The organism is Acidobacteriaceae bacterium (assembly GCA_035944135.1).
Lineage (GTDB): Bacteria > Acidobacteriota > Terriglobia > Terriglobales > Acidobacteriaceae > Granulicella.
The window spans coordinates 1-20,054 of the sequence record DASZBM010000005.1; the positions used below are offsets into that span (position 1 = coordinate 1).

Consider the following 20,054-nt stretch of genomic DNA (forward strand, 5'->3'; position numbering starts at 1 on the left):
TTCTTCGGGTTGTGCTTCGACAGCACCTTCGTGATCGCCGCCGTCAACGTCGTCTTGCCGTGATCAATATGACCAATCGTCCCAACGTTCACATGCGGCTTGCTGCGATCAAATTTTTCCTTCGCCATGACTACCTTCTCCTCCATCCAGCCGGAATTCCCGGCGATTCAAATCAAACCTGTGAGCTTTTTCTATGCCTCAGTAATAGGCGTAGAGCTTGAAGTACTTCTCGCGCAAGGACGGCTCGACCTTCTCGAGCGAGGCGAGATAAAACTCGCGAATCTGCCCCTGATCGCCGTCGGTCAGCTTGTTGTACTCAACCGCCGTGCTGACGCCCAGCTTGCCGCCGTTCAGCACCGACTCGAAGTCGCGGATGCGGAGGCTCGCACGCTCCAGCGAACGCAAAAACTTCTCCACATTGTGCGCTGCAAAGGAGCTCTCAATCGCCGACTTCACAGTGCGGAAGGTCGGCTCATCGGCAATGGTGACCGGCGGACGCTCATAGAGCGCATGCGTGCGGTCCACCTGGCTGAAATCTGTGTGTTGAGGTTGCGACATTCGTCTCCGGACTGCCTATCTCGAAAATCTGGAGCGGGAGACGGGAATCGAACCCGCGACCAACAGCTTGGAAGGCTGTGACTCTACCACTGAGTTACTCCCGCCCACCTTCAAAAATCTGGAGCTGATGATGGGGCTTGAACCCATGACCTCTCCCTTACCAAGGGAGTGCTCTACCACTGAGCTACATCAGCCTTTACACGTCACATCCGGTCGCTTCCGCGCTCCGTCTGTTCGTATCCCATCTTACGCGCGCGCTGCCAACCAATCAGCACACGTGCGGCAAAAAACCCGAGCAGCAGAAAACAAAGCTGCTGAATCTTTCCCGGGTCGATCGTGCGCCACACCAGCAGCGCCAGAACGCCCAGAACTACCAGCGCGACCACCAAACGGCCGGTGCTGGCGGGTGCCATCTTCGAAGGACCCTTATTCATCTGGTCCTCCGTTCAAAACGTGGTGCACAGGGGAGGATTCGAACCTCCGTACGTCATAGACGGGCAGATTTACAGTCTGCTGCCATTAACCACTCGGCCACCTGTGCCCTGCTCTGCCTGCCCGGCTCTTCTACGGAAGGCCGCTTGCCCGAACGCACCGCCTGTTCGCCAAAACTCCAGCGCATCAGAACGGAGGTTGTGGGCTGGCGGACACTCGCGAGGAAGGAATCCTGACAAGCAGTACAACCAAACTCTTCTCTGCACCGTTTCGCGACCTGAGTCACGCCGGAGGACTGGAGCTGGCGAAGGGATTCGAACCCCCGACCGCCTGATTACAAATCAGGAGCTCTACCAGCTGAGCTACGCCAGCCTGATTCCGATACCCACCCGGCATATCTCCGAACGGGCGCAAACAGCACAGCGCGCTGCCAGAACGCGCAGCGCTGAATATGACTCTACCACATCAGGCTACTGAGATACACAGGCCGCCGGCGCAGAGCGAGCACACAGCGCACGGAGAATTCTACTGAACCATCTTGCTCTGCCCTGGACCGAGATCACCACAGTCTGCAGCGACAAAGTGTGACTCCGTCGTCAGCTTCATCGGCGTCGTCTGGCCACCCGCCGTTACATTCAGTTGAACCGTGCTCGTCATCGTGGTTGGGTCGGGCATCTCCACGTCAATATGCCCCGTCGTTGTCCCGCCATGCTGCAGCGTGCAGCTCAGGTCTCCAGAGATGCTCGTCGGCGTCTGCATCTTGTTTGCAATCGTGCAGCCCGGCGGAACGCGCGTCATCGCATCCTGATAGCTCTGCGGCGTTACGCACGACCGCGTCTTCAGCGTCTTCGAGATCAGGGAATTCGTAATCGTCGCCTCCCACAATCCCATCTTGATCGGCGGCGCGGCCACAATCCCTGAAGCCGGCGGAGGTGTAACCGGCGCTTTCCCATTCTGCGTCTGTATCGCTGAAGGCAGCAGAAGTGCTGAAAGGAAAACAAGCTCGGAGATGGTCACCAGGAGCCTCCCCTCTGTGATGGATTGCGTACAGCCAGGCCCGGACTCGCGCAAGAAGCTACCCCGAGGGTGTACCACATACGCACGCCCGATGAAAGCACCGCACGCAGCCCCGCTTCGGTCTCACGGGAGTGTTAGCATTCTGCGCATGACGAAGTACGTCTCGTCGCCTGGGTCCTTTCGCCTGCACGCTGTTGTTGCGGTCCTGCTCGGTCTTTTCCTCTCTGTCGGGGCACGCAGCGCGCTCGCACAGGCCGCTTCCCCTGACGACGGTCCGCTCCAGCCGTCCAATGACCTCTCGAAGCCTCACTTCCTCGACAATGACACCATCGTCAAGATGAGCAAGGCCGGCCTGGATGACACCGTCATCATTCAGACGATCCAGACCCAGCCCGGCCGCTACGACACCGCCCCTGACGACCTCATCTCCCTGAAGAACGCCGGCGTCTCCCAGCAGGTCATCGCCGCCATGCAGGCTCGCAGCGCAGGCCTCGTATTCCACGCCAAGGGAAAAATCGCTCCTGCGCCCCTGGGCGCGGGTATCGATGAGATCGGCGTCTATTACCAGGACACGAAGACCGGCGAGTGGCTGCCGCTCAAAACTGAGCGCGTCGAGTTCAAATCCAGCGGCTGGCTCAAGAACGCCGCCACCGACGGCCTCGTGAAGCAGGATATGAACGGCCATCTCGAAGGGGACAAGTCGCCGCTTGTCCTCCCCACCGGCGTCAACATCCTCATCTACGCGCCTGCCGGCACGCAGGCCGAAGAGTATGACTTCCTTCGCTTCGAACAGCACTCCCACAGCCGCGATTTCCGCGTGAAGACCGGCGGTCTCTTCCATTCCACGACCGGCTCCGACCGCGATGAAGTCGAGTTCACAGCCCACAAAGTCGCACCGCAGATGTATGAGTTCACCGTTCCCGTGGACATCATCAAGGGCGAATACGGCGTGCTTCCGCCGGGCTCCTCCAACGTTCCCGGCATCTCGAACGCGGGCAAAATCTTCACCTTCTCCATTCGCGAGTAAAATTACTCTCAACAGCTGATGCGACGACGCACGTGGATCTCTCTCGTCATCGCGCTCGCCGTTCTGGGAGCGCTTGTTCTTGCGCTCTACCTCCGCGCCAAAGCTCCGCCTGAGGCCGCACGTCTGCTGCCCGAAAGCGACGCGATCGTCTACGTCAACCTCAAGCCTCTGCGCGCCGCCACTCACTTCGACGACTCGCAGGTCCCGCGCAGCGCTGATCTGCAGCGCTTCATCGACCAGACCGGTATCGTCCCCGAACACGACCTAGACGCCGCAGCCTTCGCCCTCCACCGCATGCCTGACCCGCGCGGCCCCAACGGCGCCGTCGCCTACTCCGAGGTCTTCGTCGGTCGCTTCGACGGCCAGCGTCTCGCGCAGTATCTGACCAGCATCTCGAAGTCGCAGGAAACCTACGCCGGCCAAACCATCTACACCATCCCTGTCGAAGGCCGCCAGCTTCGCGTCGCCCAGCTTGGCTTTGACATGATCGCGGCCTCCAACACACCCACGCCCGAGCAGATTCACTCCATGATCGATCGCTCCCGCGCTTCGGCCGTCAGCTCCCCCGGTTCCTCCCTGCTCGCCGCGCGCTTTCACAATGTTCCGCTGCTCGCACAGGCCTGGGGCATCGGCCACATCGGCCTGCCCTTCGCACATAACGGACAGATTTCCTTCCTCGGCCTGCAGCTTCCTGTCTCGTCCGAAAGCGACCTCGTCGCCAGCATCCGCTGGTCCACCGCCGTTCCGCTGCATGGCGGCTCTGCCGAGCTTCGCGTCGAGGAGTTCGCCGGTGATCCGCTCGACGCCGAGCGCACAGCAAACGCCCTCAATGCTCTGCTTGGCATCGTCCGGGGCATCGCCAGTGCCGAGCCGCCGCACGGCGCCGCCGACATCGCTCTGCGCCAGGTACTCGACTCCGCCACGCTACAGCACCGCGACGACCGCGCCCTGCTCCACGCTTCCGCCACGCTCGATCAACTCAAAGCCATCCTCTCCGCGCACGATCCGGCCTCTGCAGCCCCCACCTCGACGGCTTTGGACCCTGCGGCCACATCCAATCCGGCAACGTCCAAGTAACTAGGGCCCCGTTCCCACCAACCCGCTTTCCCAAAAAATCTTTGTGAGGTTTGGATGTTCAGGCTGAATCGTCTTCTCTTCGTTTCCGCGCTCTGCGGAGCTGCCCTTACCGCGACCGCGCAACAGCCCCTTCTCACTGGCCAGCCCGCGTTCACCGACTGGGCGCAACAGCAGCCCGGCGTTCGCCACAAGATCACCCTCGCCGACCTGCCCGCACCCAATCCCGCGGAAGCCGTCGACAACGGCCCGCAGGTCATACCGAAGCCCGCGGACGCCTGGCCCACCGCTCCCGCCGGCTTCAAAGTCACGCTCTACGCCGGCGGAGACTCCACGCCAATGCAGCGCAGCGAGAACAAGCGCGAGACGCACCAGGCCACCGAAGGCACCTTCGTCATGCCGCGCCTCATCCGCTTCGCGCCCAACGGAGATCTCTTCCTCGCCGACTCTCAGGCCGGCACGATCTTCGTACTTCGCGGCCTGCGTCCCGACGGCAAAGCGCAAACCATCGAAAAGTTTGCCACCGGCCTTGACCACCCCTTCGGCATCGCCTTCTACCCGCTCGGCCCCAACCCGCAGTGGGTCTACGTTGGCAACGCGACCACCATCGCGCGTTTCCCGTATCACGCGGGCGACCTCCACGCGACCAGCGGCCCGCAGACCATCATCCCTGACATCCCGGGCTACGCGCAGCTTCGCGGCGGCGGCCACTGGACGCGCGACGTCGTCTTCACCGCGGACGGCAGGCACATGCTCGTGTCTGTAGGTTCGGGCTCAAATGTCGATGACGCCGATACACACCCCCGCGAGTTCCACCGCGCCGATGTGCTCGAATACACGCCCGATGGAAAGTTCGAAGAGGTCTACGCGCACGGCATCCGCAACTGCGTCGGCGAAGCGATCAACCCCGAGACCCACCAGCTCTGGTGCTCCGTCAACGAGCGCGACAACCTCGGCAATCATCTCGTTCCCGACTACGTGACCAGCGTGCCCGAAGGCAGCTTCTTCGGCTGGCCCTGGTACTACATGGGCGGCCACCGCGATCCACGCCTCGAGGACCCCTGCGCCAACGGCACCGGCCCAAACCCGCAGTTGAAACAGCCGCTCGATCCCTCACAAGCCGCCAGCTGCAAACGCGAAGACATCCACGCCCAGGTCCGCACGCCTGACGTCCTCGTGCAGCCGCACATGGCCTCACTCGAAATGAACTTCTACCCCGATCACGGCGGCTCGTTCCCCACGGCCTTCGACGGCGGTGCCTTCGCCGCCGAGCACGGCTCCTGGAACCGCAAGAACCGCGCCGGCTACAACGTCATCTTCATCCCCATGCACAACGGCCACGCCACCGGCGAATACGACGACTTCCTCGACGGCTTCGTCACCAAAGACGGCCAGGTCTGGGGCCGCCCCGTCGGCGTCGCCGTTGCACCTGATGGCTCGCTGTTCGTCACCGACGACGGCTCACGCAGCGTCTGGCACGTAACTTACACCGGTAAATAGCTCGCATCCCGCACTAATCTCCGCAAAGCATCGCCGTCCGCAAGAAATCCGCTCCAGTCATGCGCGCCTGCCGTATCATGGCGCGCATGACCAGCCGGACAGTCTGCGCTTTTCTCTGCTCAGCGGCGCTTTACGCCGTTACCGCGCCCGCGGGCTCGCAGACCACCGCCGCCCCACCGGCCCAGCCCCCTGCCGCTGCCAGCGCGAAGCCGCCCGCCAACACGACCTCGACACCCGCCGCGACTCCTCCCGCACCCCCCGCCGCCAACACCAAGTTCATCTCCGCCCGCGCCCTCTACTACACACCCACCGCGCAGGGCCTCCGCTCCTTCAAGTGCACCGTCGACTTCAACTGGAAAGACTTCCTCACTCGCTACTCCGGCTCTGACATCAAGGACGACAACCCCTTTCTGCAATATCTCCGCGCCGTCCACCTCTCCGTCACCGACGAACTCAACAGCGATGGCCATCTCGAATGGGCCAACGCCGCCTCGCCGCCCGCAGGCAAGGAAGACGCCGCCACGAAGATGAAGGAAGGCATGGAGCAGATGATGACCGGCTTCTTCTCCTCCTGGAACGCCTACATGAATGGCAACATGGTGCCCATCCCCGACGCCACCACCACCATCACCGAGACCCCCGATGGCTTCCGCCTGCACGCCACCTCAACCGGCACCGAGGTCACCGAGCTCTACGACAAGAACCTGCTTCTCACCGAAGCCCACGTCGTCCAGCCCAGCAACGACGTCTACGCCTACCCCACCTACGCTGACACCCCTGACGGCCGCCTCGTCTCCGCCATACGAACCGTCTTCCGTCAGCCGCCGACCGCGCCTCCAGCCGAGCTCAACATCACCGTCTCCTACGCGCCCGTGCAGGGCTTCCGTCTTCCGGCGAGCCTCGCCTACGACCTCAAAAACGTCGGCTCCTTCGAGTTCAGATTCTCCGCCTGCTCCACCGAGACCGCAAAGAAAGTCACCGACGACACGGAGTAATCCCGCAAGCTCGCGGCTGTCGTGTCATTCAACACGCGGACGTGGTCACGTATTATGGCGCGATGAAATCTTCGACGGCCCTTTCCCTCGTTTGCGTCGCCGCGTCTCTCATTGGCGCGAACATACACGCCCAAACCAAGGCAAGCGACAAACTCTATAGCGCCAGGGCTCTCTACTACACACCGACCACCCAGGGCCTGCGGTCCTTCCACTGCGCTCTCGTCATCGACTGGAAGGATCTTCTCGCGCGTTTCAGCGGCACGGACATCCAGGAGGACAATCCCTTTCTAAAGTACCTTCAGACCGCGCACCTGTCCGTCACCGATGACCTGAAGAGCGGCGGCCAGCTTGATTGGGCAAATACTGCCGTTCCGCCTGAGGGCAAAGAAGGCCCAGCCGCAAAGATGAAGGAAGGCATGCAGAAAATGATCACCAGCTTCTTCCAGACGTGGAACGGCTATATGAGCGGGAAGATGGTGCCCGCTCCAGATGATTCCACTACGGTGACGGAAGTTAATGGCACTATCCAACTGCATGCAAAAGCGGCGAACATGGACGTGACCGAGAGTTTCGACAAAAACATGCTTTTGACCGAAGCTCATGTGGTCACGCCTTCGATCGACGCCACAGCGTACCCGACCTACGTTGACACTTCCGACGGGCGAGTCGTCTCAATCATCCGCACAGTCTACCGTCAGCCGCCGACCGCCCCGCCTGCCGAGGGCACCTTCACCGTAAGCTATGCCATGGTCTCCAACTTTCGCCTTCCCGAGACCCTGTCGGTTAACGCGAAGAACATTGGCGCGTTTGTCTTTAAGTTCTCCGGCTGTTCCGTTGAAACCGCCGAGAAAGCCGCAGGGAAGCTCTAGCCCGCCTCCAGCATCCTTCCCTGCTTCTGCTTCAGCTCGCTAAGCAGCCGCTCGACTTGCTCATCCTTCTCCAGCCGCTCGAACTTATCTTCCAGCGAATCGCCTGAGATCGCGCCGTTGCCCAGCTGCTTCGCCGCATAGTTCTCCGCTTCCTCCGCGCCGATTCGCGCCTTCATCCTCGTGATCGCACTTCCGCGCGCCACGGATCCAACGGTCACACCAGCGACCTTCTCCTGCGCCGCCGTCGCCTTGCCAACCATCTTCGCCCGACGATGTTCCGCAACCAGCAGCTCGCACTGCGCCTGCGTCTCCTTCAGCTTCTGCTGCAGCTTGTTGTACGTCGTGCGCAGAGCGTCAGCTTCGGCCGACTGCTCGTTTACCTGCCGCGCGAACGCCTCGGCCATGCCGTCGTGGCTCAGCGCACGCTCCAGCGCCAGCCGCGCCAGATCATCCTCATTCTTCTCCACCGCAAGCTCCGCCTTCTTGCGCCATCCGTCGGCGTTCCCCTTCTGCTCCACAGCCTTCTTCTCCAGCAGGTGCTGATCCGCAATCGCAATCGCCACCTGCGTCTTCACCTGGAGCAGCTGGTTCTCCATGTCGATCAGCAGCTGCTTCAGCATCTTCTCCGGATCCTCAGCGCGATCAATCAGGTCATTCACGTTCGCGCGCAGCAGCGTCGCAACTCGCTCCATAAGTCCCATGACTTTCTCCTTCCAGCAGTGCTCCGTTCGGTGATTCGTGTCAGTTCGTATTTCCGTCCGTGGTCCCCTCGAGCATCGCCGGACTCGAACTCGGTCCGGATCCATTCGACGTCCCATTTGGCGAAGCCCCATTGGGCCGCGCCGCCATACTCTTCACGTTCGACATCAGCTCCTTCAGGTTCATGCCGCTCAGCGCCTCAAACAACGCCGGCACCTGCGCGGCAATCTCCGTCATCTCGCCGGTCAGCTTTGATGCGCCCGTCGTCTTCCCATCACCCGTAGACACAATGGTGATCTTGTCGACGTTCGCCAGCGGCTCGCTCATCGCGCGCACAACATCCGCAAGGTTCGTGATCAGCTTGTCGACGACCGCGGCCTGCGACCACTCCTGGTACGCCTCCGCCTTCACGTTCATCGCCTTCGCCTCGGCCTCGCCCTTCTGATAAATGATCGAAGCCTCCGCCTCGCCCTGCGACCGGATCGCCTGCGCCCGGCCTTCAGCCTCGGCCACCAGCCGCGCCTTCTCGGCGTTCGCCATGTTCTCGATGCGCTGCCTCTCGATCTCCGACTTCTTCAGCACGGTGGCGATCAGCTCCTTCTCATTGCGCTGGATCTCGGCCTCCTGCACCTTCACCTGCGCCTCTTTCTCAACCTGCTGCACCTTCACCTGTTCGGCGATGACCTTCTGCTGCATCACATTCGTCTGCAGCTCATACGATTTGTCCGCCGTCGCCTGTTGACGCTTCGCCGTCTCGGTGAACTGCGCCTTCTGCACATCAAGATCGCGCTGCGCCTCGGCCTGCTTCGCCAGCGACATCGTCTCTGCCAGCACGCGCTCCTGGTCCGCCGTCGCCTTCGCCACCGCGGCCTCACGCAATGCAATGGCCCGCCGGATCGCCGTATCGCGCTCCGCTTCCACCGCCGCAATCTCCGCATCGCGCTTGATGCGCGCGATGTCCGGCCGGCCCATGTTGGTGATGTACTCGTTCTTGTCGCGGACCTCCTTGATCGTGAAGCTCACGACCTCCAGGCCCATCTTGCTCATGTCTTCCGCGCAGGTCGCGCGCATGCGCTCGCCCACCATCTCCGGCTCTTTCACAATCTGCTCTACCGTCAGCTGCCCGATGATGCCGCGCAGATGGCCTTCCATCACCAGCCGAATCAAGCCCTCGCGCTCCGCCGGCGTCTTGTTCAGAAACTGCTCAGCCGCGGTCATGATGCTCTCGGCGTCCGAGCGCACCTTGATCTGCGCCACTGCTTCAACCGTCACCGCAACGCCCTGCTTCGTGTACAGGTCCTGCTGCGGCGCCACATCAAAGCTCATCAGTTCCAATGACAACGTGCGCGCGAGTTCCACCACTGGCAGAATCACCGTGCCGTGGCCCTTGACGACGCGGTGCCCGCGTATGCCGTAAACAATCAGAGCCTCATTCGGCCCCGCCTTGCGAAACATCCGCGCCAGCATCCCCATCAGGACCAGCGTGGCCAAAACGATAAGACCGATCACGACGATAGTGTTGTTCGACATCATTTTCTGCCTCTCTTCTTTCGAACCGCTACAGCCTTACTGCTGCTCCTCTGCATTACGCGCCGGCTCGTTGCCGAGCAGGCCATGTTCAAACTCTTCCCAGCGCCGCACGTACGCCACGCCCTTCGCGCGCCGCATCACAATCACCTCCGCGCCGCGCTCAATCTCAGATCCATCCTCCGACCGCACCACCGCCGACCAGCGCGCGCCGTTCTGCGAATACAGCATCTCGCCCACGCCGCCTTTACGAATGCCGCCACTCAGCTTGCCAATCATCCCGACAATGTCCGTGTCCGCCGGCTCCAGCGGCTTCTCTCTCGCCAGCAGCACGCGGCTCAAAAACCAGAACACCACCGACGCGCCCGCAAATCCGCTCACCGCGGAGAACAGCAGCACCAGCGCATTTGAAAACACACTGCCGTGATGCAGCAGATATCCCGTGCCTCCAAACCAGCACAGAAACGCCACCACCGTGAACCCGTTCAGCGGCGACATCTGCGCCGCGTGATGCGCTCCGGCCTTTAGCGCCGCACCGTGATGCGCTCCGCCCACAGGATGATGTCCCACATCCATTCGAACGTGTCCGAAGTGCAGATGCCCAAACCCGCTCAGAAACGCAAGCAGGCTCAGCACCAGCCCCACACCGAAACACGTCAGATAAATCGCTTCCCAATCGAAGGTGATCATCGCTTCGACCCTCCACGTTTCCCCTGCGAACTCTTCACTCCATTCCCCTTCAAACCATTGCCGGAACTCTTGCCAGAACCATTGCCGCTCTCAGCGCTCTTCTCTCGCGCCGGCTCCGCCGTAACCAGCAGAGGTGTCTTGCGAGCCCGGGCCGTCGAACCCTCTTCCGGCCGCAGCACCTCCAGCAGACGCTCGCTCAACGACGGCGTCTCCAAAATACTCTCGAGCAGCAGCAGACATCTCCGCGAGTCGTCATGCCGCGCAATCGCCAGCAGCGCGCGGCTCAACTCCGGATCGCGCCGGAACCGCTCCGCTCCGCCGATCAGCCAAAGATCCAGCTTCTCGTCCAGCGTCACCTGCTGGCGCAGATCGCTCACCAGTTCGTCCTGGTACCCTTCCGGGTCTTCGACCAGGTAGCCCGGATGCACCTTGAAAAACTTGGCCAGCAGCAGCCGCGTCGTGTTCGTCAGGTGCGGCCGCGCCCCGCTCTCAATCTGCGACAGGTAGCTCTGGCTGAGAGGCTCATTCATCTCTTCGCGAATCGCCCGCACCATCTCGCCCTGCGTCATCGCGCGCCCCAAGCCGCGAAGCTGCCCCTCAACCTCACGCAGGTACCGGATTTTGTCGCAAAGCTTCATAAGAGCCACAACCGAAATTTGCATCCGCAATGGGCGCTCATTGCGGATTGCAATAAGCATATCGCAATTTGCGATGATGTCAAGCGAGAAAATCTCAAAAAGCCTTCTTCCTTTCTCTATGTCGTTTCTGCCGTTTACTCTCCTGGTGGCAGAAGTGCCGAATTTGGCCTCATTGCCACGCCAGCCTCGCCAGTTTCGCCGACATCTCCTAGGCTCGTAACGCCCAGTTCCGCATGCAGGTAGCTCGCTCCGCGAACTCCATTCAGAAGCTCAAATCCGACCAGCACAAAGAGATACGCCGTGCCCCGGACCAATGTCCTCCCGGCTGCATGGCAGGTGCGTGCAAGGCCGCGCCAACTCCGAACGGGAACAAGATCATCGCCAGATCCATCATCCCTGCAGATCCTTGATCAATACGCCATCCCGCAAAGCCAAACAACACCGCAAAGAAGGTCATCACTTCAGTGCCTTGCGAGTTGTGGGCCGTCCATCCATCAAACGCCAAAAAGGCAAAAAACACGGCAGACATCAGCGCACCGTTGCGACCTCTTTCCACGCCTTGCCGCGCGGTCTCGTCGTTCACGATCGTGAGCCAGAGCCTCAGCCTCCGCATCCTCGTCACCTCACGTCGCCATCAGAACACGCGGCTACGGGCCGCACAAGAAAATCCTCGCTCCTCGAGAACCAAGTCAGCGAGTCAAAAAGTTAGGGAGCTAGGATGCGGTCGACCCGCCCCCTAACTCCCCAACTCCTCACTTGCTAACTTCCTTAGCCGATCGTTCCCGTTCCACCAAGCTGCGCCATCGTCGTCCGCAGGTACTTGTGCGGATTCACCGCCGTCCCGCGCACCTGGACCTCATAGTGCAGATGCGATCCGGTTGTCCGTCCCGAGTGGCCAACATAGCCAATCACCTGGCCCTTGACCACCAGCTCGCCCACCGTCACGTTATATCCGGACAGATGGCCGTACACCGTGGTGATCCCGTTGCCATGGTCGATCTCAATCTCGCGGCCATAGCCCGTGCCCGGCCCAGCCTTCACCACACGCCCATCCGCAGGCGCATGCACCGGCGTTCCATCCGGCGAGCCGATATCCACGCCCTTGTGGAACTCGCCCTCCCCGCCGCCGATGATCGGGTCCTCGCGCTCGCCGAAGCCGCTCGTAATCGGTCCCAGGATCGGCCACATATCCGGCATATTCATTCCGGACACTTCCATCCCTGCAAATCCGCTCAGCGCCGCCCGCTCACCCAGTGACGGATCAACGTGCATCGTGCCTATCGAGAGCCCCGTATCCGCCGTCTTCTCAAGCGCCAGGTAAGTGTCCAGCGACTCGTGATAGCCCACGTCGCTCGTCAGTGGCGCATTGGCCGCCTCCTGCGCCGCTGTCTGCTTCACCTTCGGGTGACGCAGGTGCCCCAGGTTCAACTTGCCCGCCGTCAGGCCGTAGATCGCTGAAATCTCGCCGGCCAGCGATCCCAGGCTGGCCACCTGTACGTCCTTCTCGCGATTGGACTTCTCTAAATGCGCATAGTCCTGCCGGCTTACCGCCAACTGGTCGCGCAGCGTGTTCACCGACTCCGCCTTGACCAGCATCCGGGTGTACGAGCCCGCCATCCCGGCGAACGTAAACATGCCCGCCACCGCCGCGGCGATGAAAACATAGACATATCGCATAGGAATGGAGACACGATCAGTCGTGCCGTCCTCTCCCTGGGTAACGTAGACAATGTGGCGTTTGCGCAACGTTTGGGCCGCTCCGTGCTTGCCATCAGCGCGCGCACTCAACTCCAGCGCGCAGGCTCAGGTCCTGGTTTCGCCCCGATCCACGTTGCGCGGTCTCAAGGCAGGAGACCGATCAGCCGGCAGAGCCGCGCTGCGATCCGTGTACCTCTATGGTAAATGCTCGCCTGCCGCGTAGCAAACGCAAATGACCATTTCCGAATGCCATTTGCCTACAACTTTTGCCCGCCTTTTGCACCATTCGGGTCGGCCGAGTTTTGCACCGCACCCGCACAGAACCGCACAGCCTAACCGGCGTATCCTTAGACCGCTACCGATCCGCAATGCCCCTGACGCAGAGTTCAACCAGCATTCCCTCACAACCCGCCTCAGACCTCCCTGCCCGGGCGCCTTCAGCGCCGCCCCACGGCGAACTCGCCTGGATTGAACGCATTCGCCAGCGCGCCGCCACCACTGCCCGGGGTGCCGGAGCCCTCCGCCTTGGCATCGGTGACGACTGCGCGATCCTCGCCCCGCCCCGCGGTCACGAGATCGTCGTCACAACGGATCTCTCCCTCGAAGGCCGGCACTTCCGCCGCGACTGGCACCCCGCCCGCTCCGTCGGCCACCGCGCCCTGGCCCGCGGCCTCTCCGACCTCGCCGCCATGGGCGCTCGTCCGCTCGCCGCCTTTCTGTCTATCGCCATCCCCCGCGCCATCGCCGCCGAAGCCAAATGGGTCGAAGGCTTTCTCGACGGCCTGCTCGCCCTCGCCGCCGCCACCAAAACCCCTCTCGCCGGCGGCGATACCGCCGAGGCCTCCTGCAACGACATCACCATCGACATCGTCCTTCTCGGCGCCACGCCCACCGGCCGCGCCCTCCGTCGCACCGGAGCCCAGCCCGGCGACCGCATCTTCGTCACCGGAGCCCTCGGTGGCTCCGCCGCTGAGCTCGCTACGCTCTCCTCTAAAACCGACCGAACAACGACCCGGGTGCCCCATTCATCCGCGGGTGCCCCATTCACACGCGGTCTCATCGCGGTTGAGTGGGCCGGCAAGAAGCCTCGAACCACCGGCCCGTCATCCCCAGACCACCCTCACCTCTACCCGCAGCCTCGCCTCGCCGCCGGCCAATCCATCCTCCGCCGCCGTCTCGCCTCCGCCTGCATCGACCTCTCCGACGGCCTTTCTACCGACCTCGCCCACCTCTGCACCGCCTCCAACGTCGCCGCCGAGATCGAGACTGCTCTCCTCCCACTGCATCCGCTCACGCGCACGCAATCACCCGAGGCGGCGCTCCACTCCGCGCTTCACGGCGGCGAGGACTACGAGCTCCTCTTCACCGCACCACCCTCCGCCTCCGTCCCGCGCAACATCGCCGGCGTCCCACTCACCCGCATCGGCGAAATCCGCCGCGCCGGTCGCAACCGTCCGCTCATGGCCACAATCGCCGCCGACGGCACACGCACGCCTCTCGAACCAGGCGGCTGGGAGCACCTGAAATAATTCAGTCCGTGTCCCGCGAATCCCAATCGCATCTCATCTTCCCCGCAACCTGGTCCGCGGAGATCCTCTCCACCCCTCCGCTCATCGCCCCCGCGCGCCAATTCACCTGGCCCCAGCAGGTCCCCGGTGAAGAGGACGCGCTCGCCCGCGGCGCCATGCTCCTCCAGGTGCGCCCCGCATCCGGCGGCATCTTTCTCGCAACCTGCGCCCTTGGCTTCCGCGACCCCAACGCACTCACCGGCGTCTGGTCCTGCCCGCGTCCCGACGACCTCCTCGCCGTCGCCGGCGGCTACGCCTACCTCGCCGACACCCTCGCGCCCGAGCGCCCGCTCCACCTTCCACTCCGCCCCGTCGCTCAAATCCTGCCCGCGCCCGAAGCCAACCTTCTCCTCCTCGCCGGCTTCCACACCATCGCCGCCATCGGCCCCACCGGCCTGCTCTGGGAAACAAAACGCCTCACCTGGGAAAGCCTCACCCTCACCGGCATCCGCGACGGTCACCTCCACGGCCTCGGCTGGGACATGCGCACCGACCGCGAACTCCCCTTCACCGTCGACCTGGCCACAGGCCATCACACCGGCGGAGCGTTCAGCTGAAGCGAGTCAGCTAGTCAGCTAGTCAGCGCCAAGGCCCGGTGGGTATCGTTCGCAGTAGCCAACGAGAAGAACCTGCCCCGCTGCCCCGGTGACTCCCTGACTAGCTGACTCGCTTGTAGAAACTCAGCGCCGCATCGCCCTGTTCCAGCACCCTATACCTCTCCAACCTCCCAAACCTCTCCGCGAGCGCCACCTTCCGCGCATGCTCCGCAATCACCACCGCACCCTCCGCGAGCACCTCCGCCGCATGCTCACCGAGAAACCCCATCGTCCGCGCATACTCCTCCGCAGCCTCATACGGCGGATCCAGAAACACCAGATCCACAACGCGTCCGCCCTTAACCAGCTCTGACAGCAGCCGCGCCGCGCCGCGATCCTCGATCGCATAACCTCCCGCAATCTTCAGCGCGCGCAGGTTCGCCCGAATCGCCGTCACCGCCGGCGCGGCCTTCTCCGCAAACCAACAGAACTCCGCACCCCTGCTGATCGCCTCAATCCCTACCGCACCCGATCCCGCATAAAGGTCGACAAACTTCGCGCCCGCAAGACGCGGCCCCAGCACATTGAACAGCGTCTCGCGCAGCTTATCGCTCGTCGGCCTCGTCGCCATCCCCCGCGGAGCCTGCAACTGCCTCGACCTGAACTCCCCCGCAATCACCCGCATCTCTACGCTCTATCCTCTACCCTCTATCCTCTACCCTCTACAATCAAAACAATGCTCCGCTCCTCAATCCCCTTCGGCAGATTCTTCGGCGTCGAGGTGCGTGTGCACATCTCGTTCCTCCTTCTGCTCGCGCTCTCCGTCGGTTACTCCACGCTCCTGCTCAATAATCTCGGCCGCGGACTCGCACTCTGGCTCGCTCTCTGCTTCGCCGTTCTCGTTCGCGAAACCGCACGCGCCATCGCTGCACTCTACACCGGCCTCCACCTCCGCGGGCTCTTGCTGCTCCCTGTCGGCGGCGTCATGGCCTTCGCTCCGCGCGAGCACGGCATTCGCAAGCCCAGCATGCGCCTCGTCACCGCCGCCGCGCCCATCGCCAACTTCGCCGTCGGCCTTCTGCTCATGGGCTTCTCCTACGGCCTCGAGCCCAGGGTCTCGCTCTTCGCGCAGCCATGGTTCAGCTTCCATCACATCCTGCGCAGCACCGTCTGGATTCAATTCGTCGTTGGCGCCGTCAATCTTCTTCCCGCCGCCGCCATGCCCACGCGACGCATCATCCGCGCCCGCCCATCCGCTCCTGCGCCCATGCTCCGCACGCTCAACCCCGGCTTCGGACTCAACATCGCTCTCGCCGTCATCCTCATGATCGCCGGCTTCGTCCTCTCCAACGTCTGGTTCATCTTCTTCGGCGGCCTCATGCTCCTCTGGAGCCAGTTCCGCATGTCCGCTCCACTCGATCCCGTCGAGACCAACGCCATCCTCGTCTCCGACGTCATGCTCACCGAGTACACCCTCCTCTCCGCCTCCGACACCCTCCGCGGCGCACTCGCGCAATCCGCTCACAGCCTCCACGACGTCTTCCCCGTCATCCGCGGCGACCGCCTCGTCGGCTCCATCTCCCGCGACACCCTCCTCTCCCGCCTCCAGCTCGAAGGCGACGGCTATCTCCAGGCCGCCATGAACCGCACGCTCTCCTTCGCCGAACCCTCCGAAAAACTCGTCGAAGCCCTCCGCCACGCACCCTCCTTCGGTCCCACCGGCATTCTTGCCGTCATCGAAGACGGCGCGATGCTCGGCATCCTCACCCCGCAAAACCTCTCCCGCAGCGTCCAGTTCACCCGCCTCACCCGCCCCGCCCAGCCCGACCGCACCGAACAGTAATGGCCAGGGCTCTGGAGGGGAACGGCTTCAGCCGTGCCGTAACCCGCGAAGACTGAAATCGCGGCTTCAGCCGCTGAGGTACGTTGGAAGCAGCCTTTGAATCTTCAACCGCACATGACCCGCGACGAATCCAACCAACCCCTCGCCCCCGGCCTCTACCTCGTCGCCACTCCCATCGGCAACCTCGAAGACATCACCCTCCGCGCGCTCCGCGTCCTTCGCTCCGCCGACCGCATCGCCTGCGAAGACACCCGCCAGACCGCGAAGCTCCTCAACCACTTCGGCATCTCCGCCCCCACCGTCAGCTTCCACCTGCACAACGAAGCCGGCCGCGCCGACGAACTCCTCGACCAACTCAAAACCGGCGCCCGCATCGCCCTCGTCTCCGACGCCGGCACACCCGCCATCGCCGACCCCGGCGCCGATCTCGTCGCCCGCGCCATCGCTGCTGGCATCACCATCTACCCCATCCCCGGAGCGAACGCCGCCCTCGCCGCGCTCATCGCCGGCGGCCTCTCCACCGAGCGCTTCACCTTCCACGGCTTCCTTCCCTCAAAATCCGGCCAGCGCCGAACCGTCCTCGAAAGCCTCCGCACGCAGATCAAATCCATCCCCACACAGTCATATAGTTCTGTCACAGATCAGGCACCCCAAGGCTTTAGCCTTGGGTCTCATAGCGCCGTAGGAGAGATGAGGGGCTTTAGCCCCGGCGCCCCACCGACCACACACATCTTCTACGAAACGCCGCACCGCATCCTGGAAGCCCTCGAAGACATCGCCGCCACTCTCGGCCCCGCGCACCGAATCGTCCTCGCGCGCGAGCTAACCAAGCTCCACGAAGAATTTCTCCGCGGCCCTGTCTCCGAAGTGCTCGCCACGCTTCAACAGCGCCCCGCCATCCGCGGCGAAATCGTCCTTCTCCTCGATGGCACCCTCACCACCAACGCCACCGAGCCCACACAGAAATCCCTCGCCGACGAGGTCACCACCCTCATCCGCTCCGGCCTCTCTGAAAAGGACGCCCTCAAGCAAGTCGCCAAATCCCGGAGCCTCGGCAAGAGCGAAGCCTACCGCGAGTACCAGCGCACCAAACGCTAAGAAGCGCTGAAGGCGCGCCCCAATACCAGCCTGGGGTGAAGCCCCAGGTATCCGTCCCATAGGCAGCAGAGGGCTGAAGGCCCGACCTATAAATGCCGCCGCGCCTAAACCGTCTCTCTTCCCTTCAATCGGTCGTACAAATACTTGTCGCTCACCGTCCCCAGCGACTCGTTGTACAGCACCAGCGCGCCCAGCGACTCCTTCAGTTCCTCGCTGAACTTATGCAGCGACCGCAGGTGCTCCGCCGTCGCCGGAACCTCCAGCTTGCTCGTCTTCAAAAACTTCTGATACCCGCGGTCCACCAGCCGCGAGATCTCCCCACCCAGCACCCAGCCCGGCTTGGCGATAATCCGCACCGGCGCGTCTTTGCTCTGGCCCGGCGCAATCTCCGCGGCGCACCCATACTTCGAAACCATGCGCGCTCCCGCAGCGTGGTTTGCACCGTCCGCCGCCGGCGCCACATCAAACCTCTGACTGCCGAGAATCGACAGCACATCATCAAACGTCTTTTGCTTCACAGCCTTCGCCATCTCAACCTGCTTAGAACCCGCGGGGACTCCAGAGCACCACCCGCAGTAAACTCAACTCAAGACTCGCACATCAGCTCGGTCCGTTCAAACCTGGTCCTTCACTAACCACTAACGACTAACCACTAACTACTCGCCTTCCCCAATGATCGCAGCACCCGCCAAACCGCTCGGCCTCACCCTCCTCGACCGCATCGGGAACACCCCCCTGCTCCGCCTCGAAGGATTAACAGCCGGCCTCGTGAACAATCCCGGGATCCAGCTCCTCGGCAAAGCCGAGTGGACCAACCCCGGCGGCAGCGTCAAAGATCGCGCCGCATCCGCCATCGTGGCCGACGCCATCCGCCTCGGCCGCCTCACCCCCGGCTCCCACGACAAAGCCCTGCTCGACGCCACCTCCGGCAACACCGGCATCGCCTACGCCATGCTCGGCGCGGCCATGGGTTTCCCCGTCACCCTCTGCGTCCCCTCCAACGTCTCGCCAGAGCGCAAAAACATCCTCGCCGCCTACGGCGCCCACGTCCATTGGACCGACCCCGCCGACGGCTCCGACGGCGCCATCCGCATGGCCCGCAAGCTCATCGCCGAGCACCCAGACCGCTTCTTCTACGCCGACCAGTACGGCAACGACAACAACTGGCGCGCCCACTACTACACCACCGCCAACGAAATCTGGGACCAGACCGCCGGAGCCATCACCCACTTCGTCTGTGGCCTCGGCACCTCCGGCACCTTCATGGGCACCACCCGCCGCCTCCGCGAGCTCAACCCCGCCATCCGCTGCATCTCCATGCAGCCTGACTCGCCCTTCAACGGTCTCGAAGGCCTCAAGCACATGGCCACCGCCATCGTCCCCCCCATCTACGACCCCACCCTCGCCGACCGCAACATCGACATGCCCACCGAGCGCGCCTACGCCATGTGCAAGCGCCTCGCCCGCACCCAGGGCCTGCTCGTCGGCATCAGCTCAGGAGCCGCCGTCGCCGCCGCCCTCGACGTCGCCGAAGAAGAAGCCCGCGCCGGCCGCGAAGCCGTCATCGTCACCATCCTCCCCGACTCCGCCGACAAATACCTCTCCGACCGCTTCTGGTCCGAAGACCACGAAGAGGAGCCTGTCGCCGCCCAATAATCTGTCATCCTGAGCGAAGCAGCTCACGCAAGTGAGCTGCGAAGTCGAAGGACCCCGAGGATGCTGGTCGAGCCCTAACTGTACGCACCTTTCAACCACGAATATCTAGTACCTAGCACCTAGTACCTAATACCTGGCACCTAGAACCTATGTCCCTCATCCTCTCCCGCGCCCTCTACGACGACCTCCGCTCTCACGGCGAAGCCACCTACCCCAACGAATGCTGCGGCATCCTCCTCGGCCGCGCCGACGCCGCCGCTCTCCGCGTCACCTCGCTCCTTCGCGCCGGCAACACCCGCACCGACTCCGCGCACAACCGCTACAACATCGCGCCCTCAGAGCTCATCGCCGCGCAGCGCCAGGCCCGCGAGCAAGGCCTCGACATCGTCGGCTTCTACCACTCCCACCCCGACCACCCCGCCCAGTGGTCCACCACCGACTTCGCCGAAGCCCACTGGTTCGGCTGCGCCTACGTCATCACCGCCGTCGCCAAGGGCCGCGCCACCGACACCAACAGCTTCCTCCTCACCGGCACCACCGAAGACGACAAACGCCTCGAACCCCAACCGATCGTCGTCGAATAACCGCTGCCGCTACCTTTCTTTCTGTCATCCCCGCAGGGGATCTGC

23 protein-coding genes and 4 tRNA genes are annotated in these 20,054 nt (G+C 63.2%); 11 read left to right on the forward strand and 16 right to left on the reverse strand.

Features of this window, described 5'->3' with window-relative positions; all coding sequences use genetic code 11:
• The 8 genes from VGU25_10945 to VGU25_10980 all read right to left on the reverse strand — a co-directional run.
• On the reverse strand, positions 1–128 hold a 128-nt coding region (locus tag VGU25_10945), incomplete at its 3' end, for a GTP-binding protein (protein ID HEV2577718.1).
• Between the two features lie 70 nt (positions 129–198).
• Positions 199–558 (reverse strand): hypothetical protein, encoded by a 360-nt coding sequence (locus VGU25_10950; GenBank protein HEV2577719.1) that lies wholly within the window; start codon positions 556–558, stop codon positions 199–201.
• A gap of 29 nt (positions 559–587) precedes the next feature.
• Positions 588–662: transfer RNA gene (locus VGU25_10955), tRNA-Gly, on the reverse strand.
• A gap of 15 nt (positions 663–677) precedes the next feature.
• A tRNA-Thr gene (locus VGU25_10960) sits at positions 678–752 on the reverse strand.
• Between the two features lie 9 nt (positions 753–761).
• Complete coding sequence (locus tag VGU25_10965) at positions 762–992, reverse strand: hypothetical protein (GenBank protein HEV2577720.1); 231 nt, start codon at positions 990–992, stop codon at positions 762–764.
• Between the two features lie 20 nt (positions 993–1,012).
• Positions 1,013–1,099 (reverse strand) — tRNA-Tyr (locus VGU25_10970).
• A 187-nt stretch (positions 1,100–1,286) separates the two neighbouring features.
• Positions 1,287–1,362 (reverse strand) — tRNA-Thr (locus tag VGU25_10975).
• Positions 1,363–1,515: 153 nt separating this feature from the next.
• A complete protein-coding gene (locus VGU25_10980; GenBank protein HEV2577721.1) occupies positions 1,516–2,007 on the reverse strand; it encodes a DUF3617 family protein in 492 nt (163 codons plus the stop codon).
• A gap of 148 nt (positions 2,008–2,155) precedes the next feature.
• Here VGU25_10980 and VGU25_10985 point away from each other — a divergent pair, with 148 nt between their 5' ends.
• From VGU25_10985 to VGU25_11005, 5 genes are all read left to right on the forward strand, one after another.
• The gene (locus tag VGU25_10985) at positions 2,156–3,034 is read left to right on the forward strand and encodes a hypothetical protein (protein HEV2577722.1); all 879 of its coding nucleotides are present in this window, start codon (positions 2,156–2,158) and stop codon (positions 3,032–3,034) included.
• Positions 3,035–3,052: 18 nt separating this feature from the next.
• A complete protein-coding gene (locus VGU25_10990) occupies positions 3,053–4,111 on the forward strand; it encodes a hypothetical protein (protein ID HEV2577723.1) in 1,059 nt (352 codons plus the stop codon).
• Positions 4,112–4,165: 54 nt separating this feature from the next.
• Positions 4,166–5,608, forward strand: a complete 1,443-nt coding sequence (locus VGU25_10995; GenBank protein HEV2577724.1) for a PQQ-dependent sugar dehydrogenase — start codon at positions 4,166–4,168, stop codon at positions 5,606–5,608.
• Between the two features lie 59 nt (positions 5,609–5,667).
• Positions 5,668–6,603, forward strand: a complete 936-nt coding sequence (locus tag VGU25_11000) for a hypothetical protein (GenBank protein ID HEV2577725.1) — start codon at positions 5,668–5,670, stop codon at positions 6,601–6,603.
• Between the two features lie 62 nt (positions 6,604–6,665).
• Positions 6,666–7,472, forward strand: a complete 807-nt coding sequence (locus tag VGU25_11005) for a hypothetical protein (protein HEV2577726.1) — start codon at positions 6,666–6,668, stop codon at positions 7,470–7,472.
• On the opposite strand, the gene VGU25_11010 is transcribed toward VGU25_11005, so the two are convergent.
• From VGU25_11010 to VGU25_11035, 6 genes are all read right to left on the reverse strand, one after another.
• Positions 7,469–8,173 carry a PspA/IM30 family protein gene (locus tag VGU25_11010; protein ID HEV2577727.1) on the reverse strand — a complete coding sequence of 235 codons (705 nt, stop codon included), beginning with the start codon at positions 8,171–8,173 and terminating at the stop codon, positions 7,469–7,471. The genes VGU25_11005 and VGU25_11010 overlap by 4 nt on opposite strands.
• A 40-nt stretch (positions 8,174–8,213) precedes the next feature.
• Positions 8,214–9,704, reverse strand: a complete 1,491-nt coding sequence (locus VGU25_11015; protein ID HEV2577728.1) for an SPFH domain-containing protein — start codon at positions 9,702–9,704, stop codon at positions 8,214–8,216.
• Between the two features lie 33 nt (positions 9,705–9,737).
• Positions 9,738–10,388 carry an NfeD family protein gene (locus VGU25_11020; protein ID HEV2577729.1) on the reverse strand — a complete coding sequence of 217 codons (651 nt, stop codon included), beginning with the start codon at positions 10,386–10,388 and terminating at the stop codon, positions 9,738–9,740.
• On the reverse strand, positions 10,385–11,050 hold the full coding sequence (locus tag VGU25_11025; protein HEV2577730.1) for a transcriptional regulator: 666 nt from the start codon (positions 11,048–11,050) through the stop codon (positions 10,385–10,387). Before VGU25_11025 ends, VGU25_11020 begins: the two co-directional genes overlap by 4 nt.
• Before the next feature lie 238 nt (positions 11,051–11,288).
• Positions 11,289–11,609: a hypothetical protein gene (locus VGU25_11030; GenBank protein ID HEV2577731.1), complete on the reverse strand. Its 321-nt coding sequence runs from the start codon at positions 11,607–11,609 to the stop codon at positions 11,289–11,291.
• Between the two features lie 185 nt (positions 11,610–11,794).
• Positions 11,795–12,772, reverse strand: a complete 978-nt coding sequence (locus VGU25_11035) for a M23 family metallopeptidase (GenBank protein ID HEV2577732.1) — start codon at positions 12,770–12,772, stop codon at positions 11,795–11,797.
• Between the two features lie 320 nt (positions 12,773–13,092).
• On the opposite strand from VGU25_11035, the gene thiL reads away from it, so the two are divergent.
• Together thiL and VGU25_11045 are read left to right on the forward strand one after the other, a co-directional pair.
• Complete coding sequence (gene thiL / locus VGU25_11040) at positions 13,093–14,253, forward strand: thiamine-phosphate kinase (protein HEV2577733.1); 1,161 nt, start codon at positions 13,093–13,095, stop codon at positions 14,251–14,253.
• An 8-nt stretch (positions 14,254–14,261) separates the two neighbouring features.
• On the forward strand, positions 14,262–14,849 hold the full coding sequence (locus tag VGU25_11045) for a hypothetical protein (GenBank protein ID HEV2577734.1): 588 nt from the start codon (positions 14,262–14,264) through the stop codon (positions 14,847–14,849).
• Between the two features lie 100 nt (positions 14,850–14,949).
• Here the strand turns inward: VGU25_11045 and rsmD are convergent, their stop codons facing one another.
• On the reverse strand, positions 14,950–15,513 hold the full coding sequence (gene rsmD / locus VGU25_11050; GenBank protein HEV2577735.1) for a 16S rRNA (guanine(966)-N(2))-methyltransferase RsmD: 564 nt from the start codon (positions 15,511–15,513) through the stop codon (positions 14,950–14,952).
• Positions 15,514–15,564: 51 nt separating this feature from the next.
• Here rsmD and VGU25_11055 point away from each other — a divergent pair, with 51 nt between their 5' ends.
• A complete protein-coding gene (locus tag VGU25_11055; GenBank protein ID HEV2577736.1) occupies positions 15,565–16,671 on the forward strand; it encodes a CBS domain-containing protein in 1,107 nt (368 codons plus the stop codon).
• A 96-nt stretch (positions 16,672–16,767) separates the two neighbouring features.
• Complete coding sequence (rsmI, locus tag VGU25_11060; GenBank protein ID HEV2577737.1) at positions 16,768–17,769, forward strand: 16S rRNA (cytidine(1402)-2'-O)-methyltransferase; 1,002 nt, start codon at positions 16,768–16,770, stop codon at positions 17,767–17,769.
• Between the two features lie 104 nt (positions 17,770–17,873).
• Here rsmI and VGU25_11065 read toward each other — a convergent pair whose 3' ends face one another.
• Positions 17,874–18,299, reverse strand: a complete 426-nt coding sequence (locus VGU25_11065; GenBank protein HEV2577738.1) for a hypothetical protein — start codon at positions 18,297–18,299, stop codon at positions 17,874–17,876.
• 142 nt (positions 18,300–18,441) lie between these two features.
• Here VGU25_11065 and VGU25_11070 point away from each other — a divergent pair, with 142 nt between their 5' ends.
• Both VGU25_11070 and VGU25_11075 read left to right on the forward strand, forming a co-directional pair.
• On the forward strand, positions 18,442–19,425 hold the full coding sequence (locus VGU25_11070) for a cysteine synthase family protein (GenBank protein HEV2577739.1): 984 nt from the start codon (positions 18,442–18,444) through the stop codon (positions 19,423–19,425).
• Between the two features lie 149 nt (positions 19,426–19,574).
• A complete protein-coding gene (locus VGU25_11075; protein ID HEV2577740.1) occupies positions 19,575–20,009 on the forward strand; it encodes a M67 family metallopeptidase in 435 nt (144 codons plus the stop codon).
• Positions 20,010–20,054 lie beyond the last annotated feature (45 nt).

Excerpts from the sequence above, each read along its gene's own strand:
- VGU25_10950 (HEV2577719.1), bottom strand. The coding sequence starts at position 558 with ATGTCGCAACCTCAACACACAGATTTCAGCCAGGTGGACCGCACGCAT.
- VGU25_10965 (HEV2577720.1), bottom strand. The coding sequence starts at position 992 with ATGAATAAGGGTCCTTCGAAGATGGCACCCGCCAGCACCGGCCGTTTG.
- VGU25_10985 (HEV2577722.1), top strand. The coding sequence starts at position 2,156 with ATGACGAAGTACGTCTCGTCGCCTGGGTCCTTTCGCCTGCACGCTGTT.
- VGU25_10990 (HEV2577723.1), top strand. The coding sequence starts at position 3,053 with ATGCGACGACGCACGTGGATCTCTCTCGTCATCGCGCTCGCCGTTCTG.
- VGU25_10995 (HEV2577724.1), top strand. The coding sequence starts at position 4,166 with ATGTTCAGGCTGAATCGTCTTCTCTTCGTTTCCGCGCTCTGCGGAGCT.
- VGU25_11000 (HEV2577725.1), top strand. The coding sequence starts at position 5,668 with ATGCGCGCCTGCCGTATCATGGCGCGCATGACCAGCCGGACAGTCTGC.
- VGU25_11005 (HEV2577726.1), top strand. The coding sequence starts at position 6,666 with ATGAAATCTTCGACGGCCCTTTCCCTCGTTTGCGTCGCCGCGTCTCTC.
- VGU25_11010 (HEV2577727.1), bottom strand. The coding sequence starts at position 8,173 with ATGGGACTTATGGAGCGAGTTGCGACGCTGCTGCGCGCGAACGTGAAT.
- VGU25_11015 (HEV2577728.1), bottom strand. The coding sequence starts at position 9,704 with ATGATGTCGAACAACACTATCGTCGTGATCGGTCTTATCGTTTTGGCC.
- VGU25_11020 (HEV2577729.1), bottom strand. The coding sequence starts at position 10,388 with ATGATCACCTTCGATTGGGAAGCGATTTATCTGACGTGTTTCGGTGTG.
- VGU25_11025 (HEV2577730.1), bottom strand. The coding sequence starts at position 11,050 with ATGCAAATTTCGGTTGTGGCTCTTATGAAGCTTTGCGACAAAATCCGG.
- thiL (HEV2577733.1), top strand. The coding sequence starts at position 13,093 with ATGCCCCTGACGCAGAGTTCAACCAGCATTCCCTCACAACCCGCCTCA.
- rsmD (HEV2577735.1), bottom strand. The coding sequence starts at position 15,513 with ATGCGGGTGATTGCGGGGGAGTTCAGGTCGAGGCAGTTGCAGGCTCCG.
- VGU25_11055 (HEV2577736.1), top strand. The coding sequence starts at position 15,565 with ATGCTCCGCTCCTCAATCCCCTTCGGCAGATTCTTCGGCGTCGAGGTG.
- VGU25_11065 (HEV2577738.1), bottom strand. The coding sequence starts at position 18,299 with ATGGCGAAGGCTGTGAAGCAAAAGACGTTTGATGATGTGCTGTCGATT.
- VGU25_11070 (HEV2577739.1), top strand. The coding sequence starts at position 18,442 with ATGATCGCAGCACCCGCCAAACCGCTCGGCCTCACCCTCCTCGACCGC.
- VGU25_11075 (HEV2577740.1), top strand. The coding sequence starts at position 19,575 with ATGTCCCTCATCCTCTCCCGCGCCCTCTACGACGACCTCCGCTCTCAC.